The 11829-nt window shown below is 34.5% G+C and carries 9 protein-coding genes; 8 read left to right on the forward strand and 1 reads right to left on the reverse strand.

The annotated features are described in order from the left end of the window. Positions 1–364: 364 nt before the first annotated feature. The 7 genes from D5R40_RS25470 to D5R40_RS25500 all read left to right on the forward strand — a co-directional run bounded on the left by D5R40_RS25470 (position 365) and on the right by D5R40_RS25500 (position 7295). Positions 365–826, forward strand: a complete 462-nt coding sequence (locus D5R40_RS25470) for a GAF domain-containing protein (RefSeq protein WP_124145769.1) — start codon at positions 365–367, stop codon at positions 824–826. Between the two features lie 266 nt (positions 827–1092). Next, positions 1093–2211 (forward strand): NADH-quinone oxidoreductase subunit NuoH, encoded by a 1119-nt coding sequence (nuoH, locus tag D5R40_RS25475; RefSeq protein ID WP_124155418.1) that lies wholly within the window; start codon positions 1093–1095, stop codon positions 2209–2211. 92 nt (positions 2212–2303) lie between these two features. Continuing rightward, a complete protein-coding gene (gene ndhI / locus D5R40_RS25480; RefSeq protein ID WP_124145767.1) occupies positions 2304–2918 on the forward strand; it encodes an NAD(P)H-quinone oxidoreductase subunit I in 615 nt (204 codons plus the stop codon). Positions 2919–3243: 325 nt separating this feature from the next. Next, positions 3244–3858 carry an NADH-quinone oxidoreductase subunit J gene (locus D5R40_RS25485; RefSeq protein WP_124146095.1) on the forward strand — a complete coding sequence of 205 codons (615 nt, stop codon included), beginning with the start codon at positions 3244–3246 and terminating at the stop codon, positions 3856–3858. A gap of 27 nt (positions 3859–3885) precedes the next feature. Continuing rightward, a complete protein-coding gene (gene nuoK / locus D5R40_RS25490; protein WP_192901159.1) occupies positions 3886–4191 on the forward strand; it encodes an NADH-quinone oxidoreductase subunit NuoK in 306 nt (101 codons plus the stop codon). 300 nt (positions 4192–4491) lie between these two features. After that, positions 4492–4692 carry a hypothetical protein gene (locus D5R40_RS25495; RefSeq protein WP_124146093.1) on the forward strand — a complete coding sequence of 67 codons (201 nt, stop codon included), beginning with the start codon at positions 4492–4494 and terminating at the stop codon, positions 4690–4692. Between the two features lie 1334 nt (positions 4693–6026). Continuing rightward, positions 6027–7295 (forward strand): RuBisCO small subunit-like domain-containing protein, encoded by a 1269-nt coding sequence (locus D5R40_RS25500; RefSeq protein ID WP_124146092.1) that lies wholly within the window; start codon positions 6027–6029, stop codon positions 7293–7295. A 659-nt stretch (positions 7296–7954) separates the two neighbouring features. Here D5R40_RS25500 and D5R40_RS25505 read toward each other — a convergent pair. Then, positions 7955–8815, reverse strand: coding sequence for an ABC transporter permease (locus D5R40_RS25505; RefSeq protein WP_124146091.1), 861 nt, complete (start codon positions 8813–8815; stop codon positions 7955–7957). A 1334-nt stretch (positions 8816–10149) separates the two neighbouring features. Here D5R40_RS25505 and D5R40_RS25510 point away from each other — a divergent pair. Next, a complete protein-coding gene (locus D5R40_RS25510) occupies positions 10150–11361 on the forward strand; it encodes an HhoA/HhoB/HtrA family serine endopeptidase (RefSeq protein ID WP_124155419.1) in 1212 nt (403 codons plus the stop codon). Positions 11362–11829 lie beyond the last annotated feature (468 nt).

The raw sequence follows: 11829 nt of genomic DNA on the forward strand, positions 1-11829 counted from the left end.
CCAAGTAATGCGTGAACACCCCCGTTGACGGTGGGGTATTAAACCCACAAAGAAAATGATAATTAATAATTCGGTAAAATATATAATTAGGGTTTGTTGAAAAAGTCTTTTTGTTGAGACAGGAAGTAGTTAAGAGTCAGGATAAATAGGGAGTTATAGAGGAAGTATTCAAAAGAATAATATCCTGATTTTTCTGCCAAACTATGCGCCTAAAATACTAATTTTTTGAGGGTTTTAGACGTGATACCAGGCACTTTTCAAAGGCACAAAAAGGCACTTTTATTCATAAGTTAATGCTTTTGTAAGCCCTAATTATAACTATTAAATCTGACATTATATAATTTGATAAACCAAACCTATATCCATGAATGAAACTATTACTATAAGTCTAGAAAAAATTTGTGTATCAACTGATTTTCCTTATGGTGAAGCTTGGATACCAGATGAAGATAAAAATCTACTACAACTTAGTTCCAGCTATTATATTGATTCCGGCTTTGGCAACAAGGATTTAGAACAATTTTGGGTTTGTAGTCAAGATTTTATATTATCTAGGGGTGAAGGCTTACCAGGACGAGTTTGGTTATCAAAACAACCGGAATGGATTATAGACGTAACTATCGAATCTGAGGGATATTTTTTACGCAATCAAATTGCGAAAGCTTTTGGAGTCAAAAGTGGCTTTTCTGTACCTGTAATTACACAAAATAAAGTTTTGATAGTGTTGGCTTTTTTTACGGCACAAACTCATTCTAAAGATACAAAAATTATAGAAATAGCAACAAGTCAAGCCGAAAGTTTAGGAAAGTTTCTATTACATTTATAATAGATATCTCCAACAATAAAAAATTAAATCAATTATCGTACAGAAATAATCAATTATTTCCCTCTATTCCCTATTCCCTATTTTGTAAGTTTATAGACCAATATTCATTACTTAATTCACTTGGACATTTGAAAAGTGTCAACCCCTTTTATCAATTATCAATTATCCATGCTCTATAAAAATATCAGGTTTAGCTAATCCCAGAACCCTATCTTTCTGATAAAATCAACAAGCAAAGTAATAATACTTATTTAGTCCTACTCTAAATGAATTCAGGAATCGATCTACAAAGAACATTTATTGAAGCTCTCGTAGACTTGGGCCTATCCCCAGAAATAGCCAGAACCGTTTGGCTACCATTACCCATGTTATTGATGATTATTGCTGCTACTGTCAGTGTTCTAGTGACAGTGTGGCTAGAGCGAAAAATTTCCGCAGCAGCTCAACAAAGAATTGGCCCAGAATTCATCGGCCCTTTGGGAACTCTAGCACCTTTAGCTGATGGTTTGAAGCTAGTTTTCAAAGAAGACGTTGTTCCTTCTAAAGCAGACCCTCTACTGTTCACTCTAGGCCCTGTAATAGTAGCCATCCCAGTATTTTTGTCCTATCTAGTAGTTCCTTTTGGACAAAATTTAATTATCACAGACCTGGGGGTAGCAATATTTTTATGGATAGCTCTTTCCAGTATTCAGCCCATTGGTCTGCTGATGTCTGGCTATGCCTCCAACAATAAATATTCTCTACTAGGAGGTTTACGAGCAGCAGCACAGTCTATTAGTTATGAAATACCTTTAGCTTTAGCTGTACTGGCAGTAGTGATGATGTCCAATAGTCTCAGCACAATTGATATTGTTGAGCAACAATCAGGCTATGGCATTTTAGGATGGAATATTTGGAGACAACCAGCGGGTTTCCTCATTTTCTGGATATCAGCATTGGCAGAATGTGAAAGACTTCCGTTTGACCTTCCTGAAGCAGAAGAAGAATTAGTAGCGGGATATCAAACAGAATATACAGGGATGAAATTTGCCCTCTATTACTTAGCGTCTTACATCAATTTAGTTCTATCTGCTCTGTTTGTGGCAATTTTATATTTAGGTGGTTGGGAGTCCCCTGTACCAGTTGGACTTCTCAGTGACTGGTTGGGAGTAAGTGAAACAACTCCGTGGCTACAAATAATTACTGCTACTTTGGGCATTACTATGACATTGCTCAAAGCTTATTTTCTAGTATTTATTGCTGTTTTATTACGTTGGACATTACCAAGGGTTAGGATTGACCAATTATTAGACTTGGGATGGAAGTTCCTCCTACCCATCGCTCTGGTAAATCTACTATTAACTGCAGCTTTAAAGTTAGCCTTTCCATTTGCTTTTGGAGGATAAATCCATAGCTGATTTTAGACTTTTAGATTAAACTGTATCAAAAATCTAAAATTACTTTTGCTAATTAATTAGACTTCCTAGGAGAAAACGCCATGCTCAAATTCCTCAATCAAGTAGGCGAATACGCTAAAGAAACTTTTCAAGCTGCTAAATATATTGGTCAGGGTTTATCTGTAACTTTTGACCACATGAGCCGTCGTCCTATTACTGTACAATACCCCTACGAAAAACTTATTCCTTCTGAAAGATTTCGAGGCAGAATTCACTTTGAATATGACAAGTGTATTGCCTGTGAAGTTTGTGTAAGGGTTTGTCCGATTAATTTACCTGTAGTTGATTGGGAATTTAATAAGGAAAGCAAAAAGAAAAAGCTCAAACATTACAGTATTGATTTTGGTGTTTGTATTTTCTGCGGTAACTGTGTGGAATATTGTCCAACTAACTGTTTATCCATGACGGAAGAGTATGAATTAGCAGCTTATGACCGCCATGAGTTGAACTATGATAATGTGGCCTTGGGACGATTACCATATAAGGTAACAAATGACCCAATGGTAACTCCTATGCGAGAATTAGCTTACTTACCTAAGGGAGCGATAGACCCTCATACAGTTCCTCAAAATGCACGTCGCGCTGGTCTTCGTCCGGAAGAAATTCTTGAACAAATGGAAGCTGAAAAACCAGTGGCAGAGACTACAGAAAAATAGCTATTAGTTGTTAAGTAAGATTCAGCTATTAGCGGTAAGCTCTCAGCTTTTGAATGAATGAAGCAAGCATTCGTTTAACTTCTACTACATTTTCAACTCTATGAAGGGAAGTGTAGATGTGGCTCGATAAACTGCTAAGGTTAAGTGATAGGCTTTTGCCCATACTTTATAATTCTTTGAAATCTCTCAATTGCTTTTTTCTCCTTTTTTATAAGGTAATAAAGCTGATAGCTGATAGCTGATAGCTGACCGCTGAATGCTTAAGTTTAATAACTAATAGCTGCTAATAGAATTCAAAATAAACAAATCTCTAAAGGAATAAAAAGTGGATTTAGCGCAAGGAGTTCAATTTGTTTCATTTGCTTTATTAAGCATAATGATGATTGCTGCTGCTTTGGGAGTAGTGTTATTTTCTAATATTGTCTACTCAGCATTTTTGTTGGGTGGAGTATTTATGAGTATTTCTGGTTTATACCTTTTATTAAATGCTGATTTTGTGGCTACTGCCCAAGTTTTGATTTATGTTGGAGCTGTTAATGTCTTGATTTTATTTGCAATTATGCTTGTAAATAAACGAGAAGATTTTAAAGTTTTGCCTAATGCTTGGTTTAGAAAAATAGCTACAGCTTTAGTTTGCGTTGGTTTATTTGCCCTACTAAGTACCATGGTATTGTCTACTTCTTGGTCAATTCCTGGTGCTAGTGTTGCTAATACAGAAAGTTCAATTGTTTTAATTGGTAGACACTTTTTTAGTGATTTTTTACTTCCTTTTGAACTTGCTTCTGTGTTTTTGTTAATGGCAATGGTGGGTGCTATTATTTTGGCTCGTCGAGATATTTTGCCTGATGAAGTACCGACTGAGATTCAAACACCTGTTTTAAGTTTACCAGAACGCCCCCGTGAATTAGTGTCTAGTTCTAGTGAAATTTCTAATAATTAAATTCAAAGAGTTGATAAGTTTATGCAATTGCAACTGGAGTATTTTTTGTTATTAGCCGCAGCACTTTTTTGTATAGGTATTTATGGTTTAATTACCAGTCGCAATGCAGTTAGGGTGCTGATGTCTATTGAGTTACTGCTTAATGCTGTAAATCTAAATTTGATGGGTTTTTCTAATTTCTTAGACCCCCAGAATATTAAAGGTCAGGTATTTACTGTGTTTGTAATTACTGTTGCTGCTGCTGAAGCTGCTGTTGGTCTAGCGATAGTTCTTGCAATTTATCGTAACCGTGACACGGTAGATATGGAACAGTTTAATTTATTAAAGTGGTAATTTTAAGGTAAGCATTCACCTATTAGCATTCAGTGTTCAGCTTGAGTTGATAATCTTTGAATGCTTACTTTTTAATACTATAAAATGTTTTGTTTGAGCAGTTTTCAACGTCTTCCTGTGCATCTGGATGTAATTATTTTTTATTGTGCGGAAAAATTTTTTTTTAATACTATGTAAAGAAATATAATTTTATTTACTGAAAAATATTAAGCTTCGTTACTAAGCTGCAACATAAAATAATTTCCGTGCTACCGTTTCTAATCAGAAACAAGCTCAAATAATTTAGGGGAGGAAAAAACTTTGAATTCAGAAATTAAAAAATATCCATCTTGTTCTTTACATCAAGATGTTAGTGAATATGTGGCTGATTTACAATTTCACATGACTTTACACGCTCGTAATTTAGTTCCTTCTCTTAATCAAGCAAAAGATGGTCGCGAGGAAATGTTGCAGCAAACTCAAGCTCATTTTGAAAAGTTGATTTCTCGACAGACTCTTTAATTTTTTTTATATTTATTTTTATTTAAAAACCCAGTTTCAATTAGGAAAAGAGATTGGGTTTTTTAGTTTTTTGTATTAATTCTTTAGTTCAGAAAATATAGCAATGTGCTCTCAAGTATTTACAACTTAGCTCTATTAAGTGCAGTCTAGAAAAGGTATACAAAAAATAATGTGTAAATATGCCAGAGCGCATTGCTATACCTATACCAGGACTTACGCAAATCACACCATTTGTAGGGGTTAATGGCTGTTAACCCCTATAAATGGTGTGTAATTTTGTCTTTTGCGTAAGTCCTGTATACCTGATAGCGATGATTTGCAACAAAAAGCGATCGCCCAGTGCACTGGAAGTCTATCGCTCCTAAAAATAGGACAAAAGAAAATTGTTGTTTCTCATCTTCTCAAGATTATTCGCAAAACATCTGAGGTTTATGGGAAAAAAGCCCATCTCTAGTAAATGTTGCTGGCATAATTTTCAAGAAATATCAAATTAATCAGTCTGCTGACTTATCTTCAAGAATTTCCTACAGGTATATAGATATATATAGATATCTGAACAGGTTTAATTATCAGTTTGAACAATGAATTTAAAAAATCAAAACTTTCTGATTAATCTCCGCTCAAAATTTGCTGCATTAGCTCACGCAGTTCCAATACTTTCAGCGCTGTTACTCAATTTTGTGATATGCTCGACAGTAGTAAAATCTGTAGTAAGTTATTGCTCAATAGCAAAATCGAGCTGCAAATGCTTATACTGTCGTTAATTTTGTAGCGATCGCCCGAAAATTTTCCCAGCATAACTAACTAATTTTCTCTACCCTCTTTCATCATAAATTGACAAATATGTAATCATATGTATTTTTAGAACGAAACTAGCAGTCCCTCAAGCAATTGCAGCAATAATAACTGTAGAGGAACGAGCTATAAGAATGTCAAACCCCAAAAATATTGACTTGATAAATACTGCAAGAAAACTGATACTGATATAATCAGCCATAGAGACTATTCATAAATTAATGGTGTGATTTGAATTAAAAGCAACACCAAGTTTCTATTGCCTATTTTTAATAAATCGACTTTCTATTAGAAGCTGTAAATATAACAGTCTTATTTGAGTTGTACAGAAAAGATATTGAAATTAGGGAATAGCGGTGCGACTCTGCGAATGTTTTATTTGTCAAGGAAGGCGTACTAATAGAGAGATAAGATTTTCTGATTTTTTATCTATTTATTTTTGATTTGTTTACAAATCAATTATTTAAAACTGGTATATTATTATTTGTTTAAGTTCTGTATCATAACTCTTATTTTTGCCATAAAAAACATCAAAACCAATGCCATATTACATATCATCCAGGTTTATAGATAAACTAGCAGTTCATATTACCAAAAATTTCTTAGACTTACCTAGAGTAAGAATGCCTTTAATATTAGGAATACATGGACGAAAAGGAGAAGGAAAAACCTTTCAATGCCAATTAGTATTGGAAAAAATGGGAATTGAACCTGTCACAATATCTGGCGGAGAATTAGAAAGTAAAGATGCAGGAGACCCAGCACGTTTATTACGTTTACGTTATCGAGAAGCATCAGAAAAAATCAAAGTTCAAGGTCGAATGTGCGCCTTATTTATTAATGACTTAGATGCAGGTGCTGGTAGATTTGATGGGGGTACTCAATATACGGTAAATACTCAATTAGTAAATGCTACTTTGATGAATATTGCTGATAATCCTACTAATGTACAATTGCCTGGTAGTTATGATGAAACTCCCCTACATCGAATACCAATTATTGTGACTGGAAATGATTTTTCTACCCTCTATGCACCTTTAATTAGAGATGGTCGAATGGAGAAATTTTATTGGGAACCAAATCGAGAAGATAGAATTGGTATAGTGGGTGGCATATTTAAAACTGATGAACTTTCTGCCAGAGATATTGAGAATTTAGTAGATGAATTTTCTGACCAAGCTATAGATTTTTTCAGTGCTTTACGCAGTCGAATATATGATGAACAGATTCGTGATTTTATTCATCAAGTAGGAATAGAAAATATTTCCAAACGGGTAGTGAATTCTGTAGAAAAAATTCCAGATTTTCCCCAACCTAATTTTAATCTATCTCATCTTCTAGAATATGGAAAAATTATGGTTGGAGAACAACAACGTATCCGAGAATTGCGATTAGTTGAAGAATATAATCAATCTCGATTATTCGGTGGTGCTCAGGTAGAGCGGTCGGAAAAAGTTGCGCCAAATTCTAACTATTTATCTCCAGAAGTAACTATATCTAATCAGTTAATAGAAAATAGGGTTAATCATAACGTTAAAAATAATAATCTCAGTTCAGAAGTTAGAGAAAAAGTGCAACAAATTCTCCAAGATGGTTTGAAAATAGGAATGGAATATGCAGATAAGCGTAGATATAAAACTGGTTCATGGAAAAGTTGTGGAACAATAGATAGTCAGGGAGAAAAAGAGGTGATTAATGCTGTAGAAAATTGTTTAGCTGAACATCAAAATGATTATGTGAGGTTGATTGGAATTGACTCTAATGTAAAGCGCAGATTAGTTGAGAAAATTATTCATAAACCAAATTAGATATTTGAAGGAAGAAGGAAGAAGGCAGAAGGAAGAAGGAAGAAGGAAGAGGGGGTAAATATTGAAAAAAGGGGAAAAGGATAGAAATAAATATCTAAAATCAAAAAGCAGCTATTTTTAAGCATATCCTACTGACTCCTGACCCCTCCTAAATTTTAAAGTAAGCATTTAGCTATTAGCTGTCAGCTATCAGCAACAAGACTCTCTATTTTAGGACAGTGTTTAAATTAAAATAGACTTTAAGGACAAGGGAGCCAACTTTTGTAGTAATACCAAATTGAAATGAAGCTGCGTAGAATAATATTTAAAGCATAATTGACCACAGGTAAGTGTAGATAAATATAGATTGATTTAATGAATTTCAAATTCTATGCAACCTCATATAAAAATGGTATAAGACAATTAAATATTGCTTTTATCCTAAATAAAAAGCAATAGCTGATAGCTGATAGCTGACGGCTGAATGCTGGGTGCATCTCAATTAAGCGATAAGCAATTATATTCAACATTAGGTATGAATAGGGTGTATCTCTGTATGTGCAAAAATACTTTTTTCCAGTATATTCCCAGATGAGCTGTTGCCTTTCGGAGCTGTTGCCTAAAAGCGATGATTTTTTGGCTTTATTCACGCATTGAGATGCACCCTGAATGCTTACATTTTAACTATCTTTCTGTACAGAACTTTCATGCCAATCTTTTAATAGAAAATCTGATAAAACTGTAAACAAAACAAAGATAACTATTCCTAAACCTGTAGTTAAAAATAAAGCAGCAAACATTCTAGGAATTTCTAAGTTGTAACTAGAGATTAAAATTTGATAAGCAATACCGGAACGAGTCCCCCCTGTACCTGCAACAAATTCTGCTACTATAGCTCCAATTAATGCTAAACCGCCACTAATTTTTAACCCACCTAAAAAATAAGGTAAAGCACTAGGAAATCTCAAATAAATTAGAGTTTGCCAACGAGATGCTCCATATAGCTTAAACATATCGCTCAAATTTTTATCAACACTATTTAATCCCAAAGTAGTATTAGAAATAATCGGGAAAAATGCGACAATCCAAGCACAGAAAATTAAAGCTGCAAAAGTATTATTTTTGAACCAGATAATAATTAGAGGAGCAATAGCAACAATAGGAGTAGTCTGTAAAATTACTGCATAGGGAAACAAACTTCTTTCAATTAATTTATTCTGAGCAAATAACATGGAAATTAACACCCCTGAAACTACTGCTACTACTAAGGCAACAACTGTAATTTTGACGGTAATTAACAGAGAAGCAAATAATTGATTCCATTCCTGAATCATTGTCTGAAATACTAATATTGGACTTGGGAATAAATAGGGAGGAATATTCATTACTCTCACGGAAATTTCCCAGGTTAACAGTACTATAATTCCTAAAATTATTGGAGCAATAATCTCAAGAGAAAGTAGCTTATTCAGGATTTTATTTTGTGGTTTTGTTTGTGCTAATTGTTGTTTCTTGTTCTTATTAATTTCAGTAGGTATCATCAGAGACTAGATTCTATTATGTATCTGTAGTTTTTTTATAATACCAATTTATCTAAATGCGAAAGTTCCCATAGTTTACCTTAAAAAAAGAAAAATAAATTCATTATCTTAGTTCTTCCCAGAAAATGTTTGCCAGACCCTGTATAACTATAATGAATGATATTAGTAGACTAAGATTACTAAATTTTAATGCCACAAGCTAAGGTGTGAGTATAGTTAAGCATCTCAAGCTCATATAGATTTTGTTACCTTCTATCCAAGTGCAACAAAGCCTAAAATAACTCTTACGGTAGCGGAATTATCAAAATTACAGATATAAAATGCACTCACTTTCACAAATACTTTCACCTGACAGAGATATTAATCAGAAATTTGTATGAATGTGGTGCTTTGGAGAAAATACTGAAAATCAGTGAACCTATTCCACTATTTTTAACACGCTTATTTATTAACAGACTTATTTATTTAAGTAAAATGTGTTTGAAAAGCTGAATTTTTCGTTTTTAACTCTTAAAATATTTAGGACTTTTACTAAAAATCTGATTACTGGGATAGTTTCATGTCTTTTAAGATGTTTTAAACTAATTAACAATAAATAAGGTAAAAGTCTTAAATTTGGTTTTGACAACAATCTAATGACTTAATTTAATATTAGGTAACTTATAATCTTATAAATATAGTAGGACATTACAAATTTTTATTTATCTTTAAAATATCGGGAAAAGATCTGGAACACAAGGTAAGTTAGCGTGACTGTTGAATCCCGACCAGCAAAAAAATTAATTAGGAGGTTCTTGCTGTTCAACATATTCTTTGAATTTTTCAAGTGGCGTGCCACTACAACTAGAAATTTAATATAGCAGTTTTCGGTACATCAACGATCCCCCTAAAAAAGGAGGACTTCCGGTTTCCCCCTTGTCAAGGATAGGGTCAATTTATTGTCACTAGAAAAAAATTTATAGGGAGATGGGGACTCACCCCTAACCTCTCCCAGGAGCGGAATGTGGGGAGATTCTTATATTTGCTTGCACAATTTTTTGTATTTCTTATGAATATTCTCTGAGGACAAAGAATTAGTCCTGCCTTGTCAAGGGGGGTAGTAGGGGATCTCCAGCAGTGTAACTCACGCTTACTGAGAAATGTTATATCTGCTCGTCCAAAGCGCTTTTTTAGACCAAGAAACCTTGTGAATGGGGGTTAGACAAAAATTAGGCAAAAAAAGTCCTTAAATTATCAATCGAATTACTTTTGTTAATCTGAAAAAGGCCAATTATACTGATCTTACCTCTTAAATATCTATATCTAAATCCAAAGAATTATATCCCAGGAAAAAAATGACTTTATCCTTCAAGCAATTGACTTTATATTTTTCTCTACTATCTATTGGTGGTGGCACAGGATGGTTGGGTCATCGTTATATCGAAGCCAAAGGTTTGACCATAAACTCTAATGTAATACCTGTAGTCAAGCAGCAACCGCCAGATTACCCGTCACCTTCAAACTCTGAAAATACTCTACTTGAACCGACTAACTATAACTTTATTGCTCAAGCAGTAGAAAAAGTAGGTCCAGCAGTAGTCCGTATTGATGCAGCTAAAAAGTTAACAACTCAAGTTCCAGAAGCTTTTCAAAATCCCTTATTTAAACGTTTCTTTGGGGAAAATTTGCCTATTCCAGAAGAACGCGTTAAACGTGGTACTGGTTCTGGAGTAATTATTAATTCTAATGGTCGCTTAATTACAAATGCTCATGTAGTTAGTGGAGCTGATACAGTTCAGGTGACACTGAAAGATGGTCGAGTTTTTGAAGGCCAGGTTAAAGGTGTAGACTCACTCACAGATGTGGCTGTAATTGAAATTGAGGCCACAGGTCTACCAGAAGTGTCCATTGGCAAATCAGAAAAATTAATTCCGGGACAATGGGCGATCGCTATTGGCAATCCTCTTGGTTTAGACAATACTGTGACGGTAGGAATTATCAGTGCTATTGGTCGTAGCAGTTCTCAAGTCGGTATTCCAGACAAACGAGTCCGTTTTATTCAAACAGATGCCGCGATTAATCCTGGCAACTCTGGTGGCCCACTTTTGAATGGCCGTGGTCAAGTAATTGGCATCAATACAGCGATTAGAGCTGATGCTCAAGGATTAGGATTTGCTATTCCGATAGAAACGGCAAAAAGAATTGCTGATGAGTTATTTGATAATGGGAAAGTAGACCATCCATTTTTAGGTATTTCAATGGTTGATTTAACGCCAGAAGTCAGAGATGAAATTAATAAACGACTAGACATGAATATTCAGCAAAATCAGGGTGTTGTGATTATGCGAGTTATAGAAGATTCTCCAGCAGCTAAAGCTGACTTGCGTCAAGGAGATGTGATTCAGAGAGTAGGTGGAGTGGCAGTTAAAAGTCCAGTAGAAGTTCAGCAACAGGTAGAACAAAGTTTAGTTGGAAAAGATTTAGCACTGGAAGTAATTCGTAATCGTAAGATTGCTACAATTCTCGTGAAACCCGATACTTTTCCCCTCTCAGTTGAATCGGAATAAATTTTGATTATGATTGAGGAGTCAGTCCTCAGGAGTCAGTCCTCAGGAGTCAGGAGAAAGGAAGAATTGAGTATGGAAATTATCTAGGGGTATTCCGTGAAAGGTATGTATTGAGTAGAGGTAGTTTTACGATAATGGTATAACCTGATTTCATATTGTAGCAGTTTAAGGGAAGGTGAAGACATATCAAAAGCTGAAAACTCAGGTAACGCCAGATTGTTCCTTCTACCTTCTTCCTTCTGTTATACATCTAAGTAGGATGTCATTATCATCAAAATAGTAGGGACGTTCCATGGAGCGTCCCTACAAAGGTTTCAGAAGAAGTTTGTATAATTTTTGGAGATATAGCGCTACGCGCAAGTTAGAAGTCAAAAGTCATGCATTCAGAAGTAATCTCTGACGCTCGTTTTTCCTAGGTCAATGCTCCGCAAACAGGGTTTAGTAGTGTCCTAACCTAAATCCGTAGTC

Source organism: Okeania hirsuta, from assembly GCF_003838195.1.
GTDB classification, from domain to species: domain Bacteria; phylum Cyanobacteriota; class Cyanobacteriia; order Cyanobacteriales; family Microcoleaceae; genus Okeania; species Okeania hirsuta.